The 14097-nt window shown below is 46.2% G+C and carries 18 protein-coding genes; 13 read left to right on the plus strand and 5 right to left on the minus strand.

Annotated elements, in window-relative coordinates:
• Nucleotides 1–70 precede the first annotated feature (70 nt).
• The 4 genes from IE165_RS18170 to IE165_RS18185 all read left to right on the plus strand — a co-directional run bounded on the left by IE165_RS18170 (nt 71) and on the right by IE165_RS18185 (nt 1788).
• A complete protein-coding gene (locus IE165_RS18170; protein ID WP_189628083.1) occupies nt 71–343 on the plus strand; it encodes a hypothetical protein in 273 nt (90 codons plus the stop codon).
• 502 nt (nt 344–845) lie between these two features.
• The gene (locus tag IE165_RS18175; RefSeq protein ID WP_189628084.1) at nt 846–1013 is read left to right on the plus strand and encodes a hypothetical protein; all 168 of its coding nucleotides are present in this window, start codon (nt 846–848) and stop codon (nt 1011–1013) included.
• On the plus strand, nt 1010–1165 hold the full coding sequence (locus IE165_RS18180) for a hypothetical protein (RefSeq protein ID WP_189628085.1): 156 nt from the start codon (nt 1010–1012) through the stop codon (nt 1163–1165). The genes IE165_RS18175 and IE165_RS18180 overlap by 4 nt, the downstream gene beginning before the upstream one ends.
• Nucleotides 1166–1569: 404 nt before the next feature.
• Nucleotides 1570–1788 (plus strand): hypothetical protein, encoded by a 219-nt coding sequence (locus tag IE165_RS18185; protein ID WP_189628086.1) that lies wholly within the window; start codon nt 1570–1572, stop codon nt 1786–1788.
• A gap of 135 nt (nt 1789–1923) precedes the next feature.
• On the opposite strand, the gene IE165_RS18190 is transcribed toward IE165_RS18185, so the two are convergent.
• Nucleotides 1924–2802 (minus strand): alpha/beta hydrolase, encoded by an 879-nt coding sequence (locus IE165_RS18190; RefSeq protein WP_189628087.1) that lies wholly within the window; start codon nt 2800–2802, stop codon nt 1924–1926.
• 469 nt (nt 2803–3271) lie between these two features.
• Here IE165_RS18190 and IE165_RS18195 point away from each other — a divergent pair, with 469 nt between their 5' ends.
• Nucleotides 3272–3736: an immunoglobulin-like domain-containing protein gene (locus IE165_RS18195; RefSeq protein ID WP_189628088.1), complete on the plus strand. Its 465-nt coding sequence runs from the start codon at nt 3272–3274 to the stop codon at nt 3734–3736.
• An 11-nt stretch (nt 3737–3747) separates the two neighbouring features.
• Here IE165_RS18195 and IE165_RS18200 read toward each other — a convergent pair whose 3' ends face one another.
• Together IE165_RS18200 and IE165_RS18205 are read right to left on the minus strand one after the other, a co-directional pair.
• Nucleotides 3748–4137, minus strand: a complete 390-nt coding sequence (locus IE165_RS18200; RefSeq protein ID WP_189628089.1) for a (deoxy)nucleoside triphosphate pyrophosphohydrolase — start codon at nt 4135–4137, stop codon at nt 3748–3750.
• A gap of 185 nt (nt 4138–4322) precedes the next feature.
• Entirely contained in the window at nt 4323–4727 is a 405-nt protein-coding gene (locus IE165_RS18205; protein WP_189628090.1) for an ORF6N domain-containing protein, read from the minus strand.
• A 360-nt stretch (nt 4728–5087) separates the two neighbouring features.
• Here IE165_RS18205 and IE165_RS18210 point away from each other — a divergent pair, with 360 nt between their 5' ends.
• The 5 genes from IE165_RS18210 to IE165_RS18230 all read left to right on the plus strand — a co-directional run bounded on the left by IE165_RS18210 (nt 5088) and on the right by IE165_RS18230 (nt 8189).
• Nucleotides 5088–5426 (plus strand): hypothetical protein, encoded by a 339-nt coding sequence (locus IE165_RS18210; RefSeq protein ID WP_189628091.1) that lies wholly within the window; start codon nt 5088–5090, stop codon nt 5424–5426.
• Nucleotides 5427–5975: 549 nt separating this feature from the next.
• Nucleotides 5976–6197, plus strand: coding sequence for a hypothetical protein (locus IE165_RS18215; RefSeq protein WP_189628092.1), 222 nt, complete (start codon nt 5976–5978; stop codon nt 6195–6197).
• A 265-nt stretch (nt 6198–6462) separates the two neighbouring features.
• Complete coding sequence (locus IE165_RS18220; RefSeq protein WP_308434315.1) at nt 6463–7002, plus strand: STM3941 family protein; 540 nt, start codon at nt 6463–6465, stop codon at nt 7000–7002.
• Between the two features lie 182 nt (nt 7003–7184).
• Entirely contained in the window at nt 7185–7526 is a 342-nt protein-coding gene (locus IE165_RS18225; RefSeq protein WP_189628094.1) for a hypothetical protein, read from the plus strand.
• A gap of 123 nt (nt 7527–7649) precedes the next feature.
• Nucleotides 7650–8189 carry an STM3941 family protein gene (locus tag IE165_RS18230; RefSeq protein WP_189628095.1) on the plus strand — a complete coding sequence of 180 codons (540 nt, stop codon included), beginning with the start codon at nt 7650–7652 and terminating at the stop codon, nt 8187–8189.
• Between the two features lie 113 nt (nt 8190–8302).
• Here the strand turns inward: IE165_RS18230 and IE165_RS18235 are convergent, their stop codons facing one another.
• Nucleotides 8303–8485 (minus strand): hypothetical protein, encoded by a 183-nt coding sequence (locus IE165_RS18235; RefSeq protein WP_189628096.1) that lies wholly within the window; start codon nt 8483–8485, stop codon nt 8303–8305.
• A gap of 78 nt (nt 8486–8563) precedes the next feature.
• Entirely contained in the window at nt 8564–9310 is a 747-nt protein-coding gene (locus tag IE165_RS18240; protein WP_189628097.1) for a ParB/RepB/Spo0J family partition protein, read from the minus strand.
• Nucleotides 9311–9862: 552 nt separating this feature from the next.
• On the opposite strand from IE165_RS18240, the gene IE165_RS18245 reads away from it, so the two are divergent.
• The 3 genes from IE165_RS18245 (at nt 9863) to IE165_RS18255 (ending at nt 13891) form a co-directional block, all read left to right on the plus strand.
• Entirely contained in the window at nt 9863–12088 is a 2226-nt protein-coding gene (locus tag IE165_RS18245) for a DNA cytosine methyltransferase (RefSeq protein ID WP_189628098.1), read from the plus strand.
• An 8-nt stretch (nt 12089–12096) separates the two neighbouring features.
• A complete protein-coding gene (locus IE165_RS18250; RefSeq protein WP_189628099.1) occupies nt 12097–13275 on the plus strand; it encodes an MvaI/BcnI family restriction endonuclease in 1179 nt (392 codons plus the stop codon).
• A 91-nt stretch (nt 13276–13366) separates the two neighbouring features.
• Nucleotides 13367–13891 carry a hypothetical protein gene (locus IE165_RS18255; RefSeq protein ID WP_189628100.1) on the plus strand — a complete coding sequence of 175 codons (525 nt, stop codon included), beginning with the start codon at nt 13367–13369 and terminating at the stop codon, nt 13889–13891.
• The last annotated feature ends 206 nt before the right edge of the window (nt 13892–14097 follow it).

Below are 14097 nucleotides of genomic sequence, written 5' to 3' on the forward strand. Positions count from 1 at the left end.
GCAGAAGCAATAATAGTTTGCTGCTGATGATCGCAATCTGCATTACTGTAAGATAGCGAACGATAGCCGTTTGATAAAAGACGCCGTGCGACGGAACTTTTGGGTCTCCTTAACAGTGCTGGCTGGCAAAGATCATGTTTGGGGGGGGGCGCGGGCAGGACAAGCATGGAATCATGTCGACATCGCATCCAAAGCGATGGCGGCGTTATTCCGGCTTCGGCCAAACAGGGTGCTTTGCGCAGGAGGGGTCTGTGCGACGAAGCACCTCAAGGAGACAAAGGCTTTTGATCACTTTTGGCCTTCAAAAGTGATGCCCTGCCGCGGCGAGCGGCGGAAGGGATGAAGGGATGGCACTTCCCGAAGGTGCGAGCCGCAAGCTCGCGCCAGCGAATAGCGACCTGCGTAGCATGACGCCACAAGCAAGACCTTTTTGTCCCTAGCCGGGACTGGTTTGTCCCTAAGCCCGGGACAGGGGCGTTACTTTTGGAAGGCAAAAGTAACCAAAACCTCGTCGCTGATTTTTGTTGCATCCTTGTGGGACAGTGCATAGGCAAGTTGCTACAAACGCAACAAAAATGATGCGACATCCCTGTTAATGATGGGCAGAAGCGATAGTGAGCGTGCTGCTGATTTTCGCCTTATGCTAAAGCTATTGTGCCTTGAGTGAAGAAGCGAGAAGGTGAGAAAGTGAGAAAGTGAGAGGGTGAGAAAGTGAAAAGGTGATAAAGTGACGTGCGATAACTGGGGTATCTTCTTAAGATCGCAATACTGTAAGATAGCGAACGATAGCCGTTTGATAAAAGACGCCGTGCGACGGAACTTTTGGGTCTCCTTAACAGTGCTGGGTGGCAAAGAGCATGTTTGGGGGGGGGGCCGCGGGCAGGACAAGCATGGAATCATGTCGACATCGCATCCAAAGCGATGGCGGCGTTATTCCGGCTTCGGCCAAACAGGGTGCTTTGCGCAGGGCGAGCCTGTGCGATGAAGCACCTCAAGGAGACAAAGGCTTTTGATCAATTTGGCCTTCAAAAGTGATGCCCTGCCGCGGCGAGCGGCGGAAGGGATGGAAGGGAGGGCACTTCCCGAAGGTGCGAGCCGCAAGCCCGCGGAAGCGAATAGCGACCTGCGTAGCATGACGCCACAAGCAAGACCTTTTTGTCCCTAGCCGGGACTGGTTTGTCCCTAAGCCCGGGACAGGGGCGTTACTTTTGAAAGGCAAAAGTAACCAAAACCTCGTCGCTGATTTTTGTTGCATCCTTGTGGGACAGTGCATAGGCAAGTTGCTACAAACGCAACAAAAATGATGCGACATTGCTGTTAATGATGGGCAGAAGCGATAGTGAGCGTGCTGCTGATTTTCGCCTTATGCTAAAGCTATTGCGTATTAGGTGAAGAAGTGAGAAGGTGAGAAAGTGAGAAAGTGAGAGGGTGAGAAAGTGAAAAGGTGATAAAGTGACGTGCGATAACTGGGGTATCTTCTTAAGATCGCAATACTGTAAGATAGCGAACGATTGCCGTTGAGAAGGAAAAGCGTATAACGGAACTTTTGGGTCTCCTTAACAGTGCTGGGTGGCAAAGAGCATGTTTGGGGGGACGCGGGCAGGACAAGCATGGAATCATGGCGGCATCGCATCCAAAGCGATGGCGGCGTTATTCCGGCTTCGGCCAAACAGGGTGCTTTGCGCAGGGCGGACCTGTGCGACGAAGCACCTCAAGGAGACAAAGGCTTTTGATCACTTTTGGCCTTCAAAAGTGATGCCCTGCCGCGGCGAGCGGCGGAAGGGATGAAGCACAGGGATGCTGCCGAAGGGTCGAGCAGCAAGCCCGCGCCAGCGACATGCATCCTTGTGGGACAGTGCATAGGCAAGTCTCTACAAACGCAATAAAAATGATGCGACATTGCCGCAAGCCTATCATGCCCAATTAAGGCTGAAAATTTCGCGATACAAATGGCAGGCAAGTATACAGGGCCGAATGCCAGTAAAGCCAATCGTGCCCACCATCCCTGATTCTGAATTCCAACGGAATTTTAGCAGCACGCATGGCGCGCAAGAAGTCGATATTGGTATCCAATAAGAAATCATCGTCGCCACAGTCTACAAACCATTTTACGGTCCTTAGCTGCTCCTTTTGTGCTTCAGAAGCGTTATTCACATAGTCTACACAGCTATTCTCGATCACCGATTTGGTGAGCAACTGGCGTTTGCTTGGCGCGGGTTGGTTCTGCGGAATGGGGCGATCAGCAGGAATAGCCATCAAAGCACTCATGGCATACACCGATCCAAAGGTATCCGCATGCTTCTGCCCATACGCCGCACTACCACCCCCGCCCATAGACAGGCCGGCCACGGCTCTATTTTGCTTATCGCCGATAACCCTATAGGTACTTTCTATATGTGGCAAGAGCTCGCTAAAAAAGAACTGCTCGTAGTTCCAGCCCGGCATATCGAAATAACCGTTCCACTCCGTCTCCGGATTTCCTCCGGCATTCGGGCTGACGATAATCATCTCCACCGATTCGCCGCTTGCCACCAGCTGATCCTGCACTTGCTTTACGCTAGCTTTATCAAACCAGTTGGAATTCATTCCCGACAAGCCGTGCAGCAAGTAAAGGATTGGATACTTCCTCTGAGCCTGCGTATCATAGCTTTTAGGCAGGTAGATGGTATAAGCCCGATCGGCTTTTAAGATTTCGCTATGTATCGTATCCGTTTTGACTTCGCTTTGTCCGGCGTGCTGCTGCGCGGTGCTTGTGGCGTAGGTGATGAGTAGGCATATGGAGATCAATAGACTTTGCTTCATGCTAAGAGTAGGATTAGGGTTTACTGTGCTAAAGATAATAAATGTTTTGATTCCATCCGGGGACAATATACGTCTACGGTATCCAAATAATCGCTAATCGGCATTTTTCGCTGTCTTTTGTTCGTTGCAGAAGCGTTTTCACTTCCACACATGAATGAGTTGATAGCGTGGGCAAAAACACCTATCTTAGTTGGGGTGTAGGTGCGCTGTGCCGTTTACATCCTCACACATTTAGACAACCCATGTGTATGAGAAACCTTATTATTTTAGCGCTATTAATTGCCGACATCACATCAGTCGTGGCGCAGGACAAACAGATACATTGAACATGGCCAAATGCTGGACGAGCAGGCCTCCCGAAATGGTTCCGCAACGCACGGCCCACCATCGGAACGGGTTTCAAAAACGAAAGGGTATAGAAGGATAAAAGACCTACATGTTTTTTGTCGACAGTCATAAGAATGCAGAAATGAAAAAACTTATTATAGCGATAATATCGATAACACTCGTATCGAGTTGTAATCAATCCAAGATTAAAGACCAATCAGGTAATGAACAAGAGGTGAAGGACACAGTGGAAAAAACCGTCTCCTTGTCTATGAAGCCCAATGTATTTAGACTATCCCATATGCCTGATACCGTAACAGTAGTCATGTCCAATAATACGGACGATACGATCATGACCGGACTTCATTACAAGATCGAGAATTTGGCACATAATGAATGGAAAGAGATTTCTCCGAAAGATATTATGTTCAACGATCTTGGTTGGCAACTCAAGCCAACCGATAGCGGTAATTTCGAAAAGAACCTTTTTAAAGACCAAATCAATTACGAAGCAGGGAGATACAGAATTGTGAAATATTATGTGAAATCTGACTATCAACAATCCAAACAAAATTTTACGGTCGCCGCAGAATTTCAGGTTGAATAGATTATCGATCATTACGCCGTTGCCATCAACGCTTCCGCTATCGGCACATCTGCGGGCGCTAGCTTCCAATCCAAAAGTTGGCTAACGTCTATCCATTCGATTTGATCGTGGTCTACAAGCTCGAAGGCGGTTTGCGCTGTTGAGCAGATAAAAGAAATCAATTCAATAGTGCCTTTTGCATATTCGTGGATATGCGTAACAAATGGCTGCTGTATACTTACTTTAAGTCCAAGTTCCTCGTCCAGCTCCCGCACAAGGGTTTCTTCATAAGATTCACCTTCTTCCACCTTACCACCTGGAAATTCCCAGTACCCACCTAAAGACTTTTCCTGCTTCCTTCGGCAGATCAAGACATGCTCGCCTTTAAAAATTATACCGCATACCACTTTAGTTATAGCCATGAGATTCCCTATCTTATTGTATATGTTGCTTTTTTCAAATATATGCATGATGTATAAACGAGTTGCCCATCGCTCTGAAGCCTTCCCGTTTTTCAAACACGGAAAAAATATAAAAATACGCATTAAAAAATTAAAAATCCTTTAGCGTATAACTGATAAGTCTATCGGATTTTTATGCTTCTTCGTTACCGGCTAGATGCTGTTTGATAATAACATCGACAAGTACGGGTTTCCCGTTTTTGATTTGGGCTATCTCCTTTTGTGATCTCCACATTATCCATTGGCAGTTGGCGCATGCACCTAAAAATGCGCATAACCTGTATATTGATGCTGATGGCGAGCTTGCTTTTCAGTACGGAGGATAGCATGGCTGCCCCTTGCTCGGCAAAACAAAATGGAGCATAACGTAGCCCCTTTTTGTTGTCCTTTAAGATCACAGATTGTGATCTCGAAGCTGCGAACGCTTGCGTGGTCATCTCAAACATAAAATCTTCCGGAAACCGCTCTATATTCCTTCTCACTGCCTGCTTTAGCACCCTCGTTTCCACGCCGTACAATCCCGCGCCAGCGAATAGCGACCTGCGTAGCATGATGCCACAAGCAAGACCTTTTTGTCCCTAGCCGGGACTGGTTTGTCCCTAAGCCCGGGACAGGGGCGTTACTTTTGAAAGGCAAAAGTAACCAAAACCTCGTCGCTGATTTTTGTTGCATCCTTGTGGGGCAGTGCATAGGCGCGTCTCTACAGACGCAACAAAAATGATGCGACATTGCTGTTAATGATGGGCAGAAGCGATAGTGAGCGTGCTGCTGATTTTCGCCTTATGCTAAAGCTATTGTGCCTTGAGTGAAGAAGTGAAAAGGTGATAAAGTGAGAGGGTGATAAAGTGACGTGCGATAACTGGGGTATCTTCTTAAGATCGCAATACTATAAGATAGCGAACGATAGCCGTTTGATAAAAGACGCCGTGCGACGGAACTTTTGGGTCTCCTTGCAAGTGCTGGCTGGCAAAGAGCATGTTTGGGGGTTCCGCGCGCAGGACAAGCATGGAATCATGTCGACATCGCATCCAAAGCGATGGCGGCGTTATTCCGGCTTCGGCCAAACAGGGTGCTTTGCGCAGGGCGGCCCCGTGCGACGAAGCACCTCAAGGAGACAAAGGCTTTTGATCAATTTGGCCTTCAAAAGTGATGCCCTGCCGCGGCGAGCGGCGGAAGGGGTTAAGGGAGGGCACTTCCCGAAGGTGAGAGCCGCAAGCTCGCGCCAGCGAATAGCGACCTGCGTAGCATGACGCCACAAGCAAGACCTTTTTGTCCCTAGCCGGGACTGGTTTGTCCCTAAGCCCGGGACAGGGGCGTTACTTTTGAAAGGCAAAAGTAACCAAAACCTCGTCGCTGATTTTTGTTGCATCCTTGTGGGGCAGTGCATAGGCAGGTTTATACAGACGCAACAAAAATGATGCGACATTGCCGTTAATTAGGGGCAGAAGGGATAGTGAGCGTGCTGCTGATTTTCGCCTTATGCTAAAGCTATTGTGCCTTGAGTGAAAAGGTGAGAAAGTGAAAAGGTGATAAAGTGAGAGGGTGAGAAAGTGAAAAGGTGATAAAGTGAGAGGGTGAGAAAGTGAAAAGGTGATAAAGTGATAAGGTGAGAAAGTGAGAGGGTGATAAAGTGACGTGCTATAACTGGGGTATCTTCGTAAGATCGCAATACTGTAAGATAGCGAACGATAGCCGTTTGATAAAAGACGCCGTGCGACGGAACTTTTGGGTCTCCTTGCAAGTGCTGGCTGGCAAAGAGCATGTTTGGGGGTTCCCGAGGGCAGGGCAAGCATGGAATCATGTCGACATCGCATCCAAAGCGATGGCGGCGTTATTCCGGCTTCGGCCAAACAGGGTGCTTTGCGCAGGGCGGCCCCGTGCGACGAAGCACTTCAAGGAGACAAAGGCTTTTGATCAATTTGGCCTTCAAAAGTGATGCCCTGCCGCGGCGAGCGGCGGAAGGGATTAAGGGAGGGGAACCTCCCGAAGGAACAAGCAACCAACTCGCTCTAGCGGATTGACTGCCCTACGCAAAACCCACTACGCAATACCAATAAATACCTCTTGACTGATCTTGATAAAATGCTTATTTTGCATCTAAACCTTTACTAATTAACCGATGACTCATCCATCTCACCAGGTCGAACGAAGCCTGCCAGGTCATGCTGCTGCGGCCTGTATGTCTCTAGCTGCTGTCCACATGCATAAACAGATCTCCTGCAATACCCATTATAATCAAGGTTCCAAGCTAGGACAATAGGCTAATAAAATTTTATCGATAAGATTATGGAGTATGTTTTTTTTAATTTGAAGCGGAAAATAGTTCTTTCATTTGGAAGCCTAATTTTTATAACCGTCGGTGCATGGATGATGCTAAAGCCTTCTTCTTTTCAATCCAGTGTCGTGCACAGTGATTTTTTTATCTTTTTGGTAGGAGCCATGAGTTTTCTCTTCTTCTTTTGCACGTATGTATTGATGTCGTATAAATTCCTTTTTAAAAAAACGGCATTAATCATTACAGACGAAGGCTTCTACGATTTCTCCAACCTTGCCAGTGCCGGATTTATAGACTGGGCGCAAGTGGAAAGCATTGGGCAGCGGCAAGATCAGTCGATGGCGATGATATCGATCCAACTGCATGCACCTTCCGATTTTATAGAAGCAACCCGAGATCCAATTGCCAAATTTTTTATGCGCTTAAATTACAAACGAATGGGTACGCCCGTACTTATACCCATGGTGGCGCTGCATATCTATGTAGACGATTTGGAAAGTTTGCTGGCCAAGAGATTTGAGGCGTATAAAGCACGCATAGCAAGTTCATAACGTATTCTATCCGTGTGTTGTCAAACTTTTTATGCCAAATGCGGGATTGGTATTTGTGACAGGTAAGGATATAGGGTAGCATATTGGTGAAATGATGTATTGATTTTTTGTGTTTTAATATGAGTTTTTTCGATTTTTTGTATCTGGTGTGTTGCGATTTTTATAAAAAAAGAGAACCGGACATGTTCAAGATTAGTGGCGTAATCTTGGTTACGCTAGTCTTTGCCTTCAATATCATGTTCGTGTCCCTTGTTTTGTATAACGGTGGTGTAGTGGATCACAATCCGTATGATTATCGCTACCAAATGGTGTTATTTTGCGTACTGCCTATTTTTTTGCTGCTGCTACTCCGGTATTTTTATATCACCAATTATGATCTGGTGAACACCAAAAGTTATTTATTGGGCGAGCGGCGTCGGGGTAGATTTTATGTAGCTGCGGTATGCTATGTCATTTCGTCTATCGTCTTGACATTGGGCACCATCTTCTACTTAGGGGGGCGGGTGAATGGTTGGTGGAAATAGGCATTGGCGGGGAGGGGGAGACGATTGGTACTGCGCCCTGTGTATGGTTAAGAAGGGCTAATGGCGGTATAGCTGGTGAAATGGGCGGAAGTTGGTTTGCAGAAGAAGTTTATTGATAAGATTATGGAATATGTTTTTTTTAATTTGAAGCGGAAAATTGGTTTTTCATTGAGCTGCATATTTTTTGGTGTTGTCTGTGCATGGATGATGCTAAAGCCTTTTTCTTTCTACTCCGGCGTCGCGCCCAGTGATTATTTCATTTCCTTAGTTGGGGTCATGGGCTTTTTGTTTTTCTTCGGTGGGTATGTATTGTCCTTGTTTAAATTCCTTTTTAAAAAAACAGCTTTAATCATCACCGATGAAGGTTTTTACGACTTTACCAATGTGGCCAGTGCCGGATTTATAGACTGGGGGCAAGTGAAAAGCATTGGGCAGCGGCAAGATCAGTCGATGACGATGATATCGATCCAATTGCATGCACCTTCCGATTTTATAGAAGCAACCCGTGATCCCATTGCCAAATTTTTTATGCGCTTAAATTACAAAGGCTCGGGTACGCCCGTACTTTTACCTATGCAGCTGCTACATATCTATGTAGACGATTTGGAAAGTTTGCTCGCCAAGAGATTTGAGGCGTACAAGGCGCGCACAGCAAGTTCATAATTGATCTTTAACGTGGCCGCTCCACATTTCTGGATTTTGCAAAGGCAAGGCCAATCCCTATGAGCCTTCCAACTCCCGAATCAAGAGGTCGGCTGTCGCGTGTATCCATTTGACTACTTGCTTTGCTTGGTTATCTGGATAATGAGGTTCAATGCTTCTAAGTGCGTGGATTGCATGCTTTGGTGAACTTTAAGTAGGTTGCGGTGGAAAGCCAATTTACCTTCCATCGCTTCTGCAGCGGCTTCTTCCAAGTTGCCGGTTTCGCGAAGCCTGTCTAGCGATTGTTTGTCGCTCACTATCGTATCCAGTACATCTAGGTCGATATCACGATCTTTGATCAGGGGCGGGGTGTTCGTCCATTTATTGCCAAAGAGTCAATACATGAGCTCTACCGCATGGTCTAGGTTCAGATTATCGGGGTTTGTATCGTTCTTCCAGCCCACGTGATTCATCAAGTTTGGGTACTTGCAGGCTTTGAACAGCGTAACGTCGTCCTGGCTTCCGCTCGCGTTCATCCATCGCGTCCATCTGCCGTCTTCTTCTAGTGCCAGGATAATGCGCATCGGTAAAATATAAAAGTCGAATGAACCTTCATCCATGCTCACACATTTGCTTAGCAGGGCAATCGAAATGCCTACCTCGTCCACTAAATGAGTGACGTAGGCGCTCTGGTTTAGCAATGGCCACTCCCAGTTTGCGTCCATGTGCCTGCATACGCGTGTTTTCCATAGGGCTTCATCATCTGCTTGCAGTTCCATCACCGGCACGTGTGTTTGCTTCACCATCAGGTTGTGGGCAACATAGTCATAGATGTCCTCTGACAGGTACTTCTTATAGGTGTCGATATCATCCAAAATCTTCAGCGCGGCCAAGCGTCGGTTGCCATCAATCACCTTCCATTGCTCGCCTTGCGGCACCACAATCAAGGGCTCGGTTACCAAGAGGCCATTGTAGATAATGCTACGCATCAAATGGGATAGTTTATAGCTGCTATCCAGCATCCTGATCAGGTTCAGATCAGTGTGGTCGGGCTCTTCCTGCATGAATCTAGGGTTGTCGGGGTCAAAACATAGGCTGTCTATATCGACCAGCTTAATCTGTGGTAATTGCTTGTTTTCCATCGTAATTTATTATAATTGTACGATAAATATAGCAATATTTTTGCTAAAAGAAATGTTAGGTTTTCTTCTTGATGGTGTAAAATTAAAAATACTTGATTAAGGTACCTTAAAACGTCAATAGATTTTCTTCGGTAATCAGTCGAATAATCATTATCCGGCGGCTCGAAAATCTACGCCTTTTTGCCGGAAACTCTGGAGGTAATCATCGTAGAATCTATTTTCTTAAAATTGTGCTGTGCAGGTTACTGATCTGGTCGTTTCCGTTTTATAATGATGCATGGTTCACGTATTGAAATAGGCAAAGCGGAGGGAAGTATATTTTATACTAAAAATATTAGTATATTTGTAAGGGAGATAGATCAATTAAGTGCCGAGTGGAGCATAGCTGATAAGCCGGATAACGTCTACAGTTTTGATTATCGAGCGCGCATTATTTAGGTTAAACATATTTTCCTGCTGATCTACAGCAGATTTGCCAATGTGGACAAATTCTTCTTGTGGTTTTGCATCTTTGTCCGTAAAATTGTCCGTGTCCGTAAAGTTGTCCGTAATATGGTGAGTATAAAATTTTATTTAGATAAGGCTGATAAAGGTAAACTTTGTCCCATTCATCTATTCATTCGTCAGAAAGATTTGCAAATCAAAGCTTCTACCGGCGAGAAAGTGCAAAAAGTTGATTGGGATAATAAAAATCAAGTGGTATTGCATACGGAAGTCAGCCATGCATCGATCAACAAGTTTTTGACCTTCCTAAAAAGCGAGGTCAACAAATATATGGAAAGCACCCCGCACGCACAGCTCACAGACAAGCGCGTAAAGGAATTGCTGACACAACTCATCGAGAACCGAAAACAAAATACCGAATTAAAGCTGATGTGCGAAGAGCCGCAAAAATATCAAGCGATGCAAAAGGTCGCCTTCATCGATCTGTTTGCTGGAGCGGGCGGATTTAGCGAAGGTTTTCTACAGGCGGAAACAGCAGAACGCTATTACGACTTCCGGTTGGGGAGCGATATCAACGAGAATTGCGAACTTACCCACTTGGCCCGTTACAACCACCAGTTGGGTTTGGATGCCGAGTTTCTGCGCCAAGATGTTACAGAGCCAGATTTTCTGGACAACTTGGTGCAGAAAGTGAATGGACAAACGATAGATGTGGTGTGCGGCGGACCTCCCTGCCAGAGTTTTAGCCTGGCAGGCAAAAGAAAGAAGTTTGATAAGAAAGATGATTTGTTTGCCCATTACCTAAACGTGATCAAGATGCTTCGTCCGAAGTATTTCGTGATGGAAAATGTAAAAGGCATATTGACCAAAGAGGGAGGGAAGATTAAAGAGATGATCTTGCAGGAGATCCGTTCCATTATCGATTTGCGCGAATATCATCAATTGATCTATTTTGTGGCCAATCTCAAGAAGCTATGTGTGGATCAGCAGTTTATTCTCGACTGCTATCTGCAGCGCCTTAACTTCGAAAAAGTGATCGACAAGGAGCTCGATGCGTTACGTGAAACGTATATACAGCATGTTGAAAATAAGTTCAAGGCCTTGGCACCGAAGATTGCCGATTACAAAACCAGCAAGACCGATAAAAATTTCAGCACCATTCGGCATGGTTTTAACCTGTTGAAGCGTGCCAAAGAGCTGGCCTACGTGCGCAAAAAGGTAATTCAAGAAAAGAACCATAGCGATTTGGACAACGACTTCTTCGCGCCTCAGTTTGATGATTTCTTATCATCCATCGAGCCCACATCCATTATCGCACAGATTCATCAATCCTTCTTAGCGCTTAATCCTGCCCTGCAATTTAAGCAGGAGGTAGACGACATTATACTCGCCCTCGAAATTTTCAATTACTCGTTTGACGAATGTGTGCAGGATTTAAGTAGCCTTGCAAAAGCCCATCAGTTGGGTGATCAGTTGGCTGAAATCCTCAGCCATATTCGGCTTTACAATATCGAGCAGCCTTTTCTGGCCTTGGCATCTGATTATGGTGTGCCGCAAAATCGTGAGCGTGTCCTGTTCATTGGCTGCCGTAAAGATCAAGCCCTCATCAAAACGGTGCCCCCTACGGTGCGCCCCGAAGATAAGGTAACGGTGTTTGAAGCGCTTTACGATCTCAACTTTATTGGTAACGATGAGGAGAAATTCAATTACGAGGATATAGACCTTAAATCGCAGTACAACGGCAGTACAGCCATGCTGAAATCTTTGGTAAAGAGTAGGGCTATTGATGGCAAACCATCGGCAGAAGGCGGTTTAACCTATGCCGAGTGGTCAAAACGCGGGCGTTTAAACGGTCGATTCGCGCATGCGAAGAATCCCTTTTATGTGCGCAACTTTGATGAGCTGGACAATGTGCTTACCCATGTTGTTGCGCCGCTGCAAAACCATAAAACCAGCAAGCAAAATCCGGATGTGGTAAAGCGATTGGAGCTGATCTTGAAAACCGGTAATTACGAAAAAGCGAAAATGGCACTGCAGAAAGCTGGCCTCGATTCGGACAAAAGAAATTACAACGTGCTGAAGGTAGATGGCCAAAGCCCTACGGTAATGACCATTCCCGACGATTATGTACATTTTCACAGCCCTAGGGCGTTGACCGTTCGCGAAATGGCCCGTTTACAATCTTTCGATGATAGTTTTGTGTTTCAGGGTAAACGATCAACAGGGGGCAACAAACGTAAAACGGAGGTGCCACAATACACCTTGGTGGGCAATGCCGTGCCTCCACTCATGGCTAGAGCGGTAGCCTTGGAAATTCTTAAATATATTGATTAAAGGCAGCTATGCGACAGCTTACAGTTACGGAAATTGATCGCTTACAACTGCTGACGGAAAAGTCCGCCGAGGTTGCCTTGATCGAGCCTACCAGCACCGGACTACGTAAATCGATCTTAGATGCCACGTTGCCGCTGCGAAGCTATTTGAAAGAAAAAAACGTGCACGATTATATGCAGCAAGAGCAAGGGCCCACCAGCAAGGTGCAGGTGCAATCGGTGCTTATCTACCCCGATGCAACCCGCGCTTCGTTAGCCTCGCTCTATCGCCCTATAACAAAACAGGGCGATCCGCGCATCTGGTTCAAGGGGCTTGCTAGTTATGCCGATCCACATGATGTATTGGCTGTCCTTGCCTTTGATCAGGTTTTGTATGTAATCAACATCACGCAGCTTGATCTGCATGCACTATTGGCCCAGCCTAGCCACAATCCGCTGCAGGAATTGCTTGCTGCGGTCAATGCCTCTTCGCGCATGGTGGCCGATGAGCTTTTGCGCGCCTTGCACAAGATTGCTGCTTTAGGTCCCATTCCGGCTTTGCTGCAGGCCGATACCGCCGTGGGGCGAACCTTGGAAAATCTGCTCGGCATCGGTATCAATTCGTCCAAGCAGCCAGACTATAAGGGCATCGAGCTGAAGTCTTTTCGAGATAAAAGAGGCAATCGAAAAACATTGTTTGCGCAGGTGCCCGATTGGAGCAACAGCCGGTTCCATAGCTCTGCAGAAATACTGGATGCCTTTGGTTATCAGCGGGGCGAAGATTTTAAGCTGTATTGTACCGTCTCTACGCTGCTACCCAATTCACAGGGGCTCATCCTACGATTGGATAACAAGCTGCAACAGTTGATAGAGCATGCTACACGGGGCGGCGTTGGCGACTTTGTGGTCTGGGATCTCGAAACGCTGCATAAACGATTGCTCGAAAAACATAACGAAACATTCTGGATAGCCGCGGAATCATTGCTGATCGATGGTCAGGAGCATTTTATCTATAAGAAAGTAGAGCATACCCGAAAACCCATTGTCTCCCAGTTTGATATCTTGCTCGATCAGGGCGTTATCACGCTAGACCATCTTATTAAGCGAAATGCGCAGGGCAGGGTAGTAGAGAAGGGGCCGCTGTTTAAAATTAAACCCAAGGCTTTAAATTTGCTCTTTCCGCCCAGCCAAATCTATACCTTCGTGTAGTTCGCTGCGCTATCAAATTAGGCAATTACCTTGTCCCAAATAGCATGGTATACTGCTCCTAAATAAATGTTAACCTCGTATATCATTATTGATGAAAAGATTTTTAAACAATGAATTCTGGATGCTTTCCGTGCAGGGAGCTTTTCAACGGGCCAATTGCTACCATAAAACAGCTTCCGAAAAAGAAAAAGCAGCTTTCCGCAGCGCACTCAAAAATTTTATTGACCAGCATATCCTTCCGGCATATAAAGTGGAGGTTTCTGAAGAGCAGCACGAGCATAATATACTGCGCATTATTGATTTTTCGCGTACCAGCAGCAGCCTCTTTGTGGCCGACGCATTGAACGTCGGCATCAGCCAAAAATTGCTAAATCTCTACCTTAAGTACCATTGGTGTATAGGCGAGATAGCCACGCCGCCACATTTTCCTGTCGACCGTATTATACAGCAAGAGCTTAAGATGAAGCCTATTGAGCCTTGGACTAGGTTTAAGAAAATCGAGGAGTATCGCGAAGTGATCAACCATGCCAAAACGTTATTGGAAAAGGAGGGGCTAGCTACGTTGGCCGAATTGGAACTGGCCTACTTCAATAGACGGGCTACAGCGGCCCTATAGAAAGATGGGCTTTTCTGTTGCTCAATTTGTACTGTGGTTGAGGCGAAAGTGCTAGTTGCAGCATAGCAAATAGCCATGTGCTCATATAATTTCAGTCTACCCAATTAATACCAAGCCCTCGTGCATCTTATTCACCAATTTCAGCAGTATATTTTGTTAATTAGATAAAAACCTTCCCGAAAAAACGGGAAGGTTCTGTGCTGATG

The sequence above is a fragment of the Sphingobacterium griseoflavum genome, from assembly GCF_014653155.1.
In the GTDB taxonomy this organism is placed as follows: Bacteria; Bacteroidota; Bacteroidia; order Sphingobacteriales; family Sphingobacteriaceae; genus Sphingobacterium; species Sphingobacterium griseoflavum.

Bases quoted from the DNA above. Each gene is read 5' to 3' on its own strand.
- IE165_RS18190 (WP_189628087.1), bottom strand. From the start codon at position 2,802: ATGAAGCAAAGTCTATTGATCTCCATATGCCTACTCATCACCTACGCC.
- IE165_RS18195 (WP_189628088.1), top strand. From the start codon at position 3,272: ATGAAAAAACTTATTATAGCGATAATATCGATAACACTCGTATCGAGT.
- IE165_RS18200 (WP_189628089.1), bottom strand. From the start codon at position 4,137: ATGGCTATAACTAAAGTGGTATGCGGTATAATTTTTAAAGGCGAGCAT.
- IE165_RS18205 (WP_189628090.1), bottom strand. From the start codon at position 4,727: ATGCTACGCAGGTCGCTATTCGCTGGCGCGGGATTGTACGGCGTGGAA.
- IE165_RS18215 (WP_189628092.1), top strand. From the start codon at position 5,976: ATGTCGACATCGCATCCAAAGCGATGGCGGCGTTATTCCGGCTTCGGC.
- IE165_RS18220 (WP_308434315.1), top strand. From the start codon at position 6,463: ATGGAGTATGTTTTTTTTAATTTGAAGCGGAAAATAGTTCTTTCATTT.
- IE165_RS18225 (WP_189628094.1), top strand. From the start codon at position 7,185: ATGTTCAAGATTAGTGGCGTAATCTTGGTTACGCTAGTCTTTGCCTTC.
- IE165_RS18230 (WP_189628095.1), top strand. From the start codon at position 7,650: ATGGAATATGTTTTTTTTAATTTGAAGCGGAAAATTGGTTTTTCATTG.
- IE165_RS18240 (WP_189628097.1), bottom strand. From the start codon at position 9,310: ATGGAAAACAAGCAATTACCACAGATTAAGCTGGTCGATATAGACAGC.
- IE165_RS18245 (WP_189628098.1), top strand. From the start codon at position 9,863: ATGGTGAGTATAAAATTTTATTTAGATAAGGCTGATAAAGGTAAACTT.
- IE165_RS18250 (WP_189628099.1), top strand. From the start codon at position 12,097: ATGCGACAGCTTACAGTTACGGAAATTGATCGCTTACAACTGCTGACG.
- IE165_RS18255 (WP_189628100.1), top strand. From the start codon at position 13,367: ATGAAAAGATTTTTAAACAATGAATTCTGGATGCTTTCCGTGCAGGGA.